This window comes from Pseudomonas sp. AC463 (assembly GCF_979253585.1).
The window spans coordinates 1-242 of sequence record NZ_CEEDDZ010001069.1 but is presented as its reverse complement, the minus strand read 5'-3'; the positions used below and the strand labels follow the sequence as shown (position 1 = coordinate 242).

Here is a 242-nt window from a genome sequence, read left to right as displayed (position 1 = left end):
ACGGTGTCGCGATCATGTCGATCTGGGACCTGTTCCGCTACAGCGAGGAGAGCGCACAGGCGGGCGTGCTGGACTGGGCGATCGGCGGCAATCCGTATTTCTCGCTCGATCGCGGCCAGACGATCTACGACGCCAACTCGTACTTCTCCACCGGTCGCGCCAACGGCAACGGCCAACAGGCGTCGCATTGGCTCGACACGCCGCCGTCGCCCGAAATCCTCGGCCTGCTCGATCCGACGCTC

1 protein-coding gene is annotated in these 242 nt (G+C 65.3%); it reads left to right on the top strand.

Annotation, left to right across the window (positions count from 1 at the left end):
- Positions 1–14: 14 nt before the first annotated feature.
- Positions 15–242: hypothetical protein (locus AC0IYH_RS33550; RefSeq protein WP_471838760.1), on the top strand; the 228-nt coding region annotated here is incomplete at its 3' end.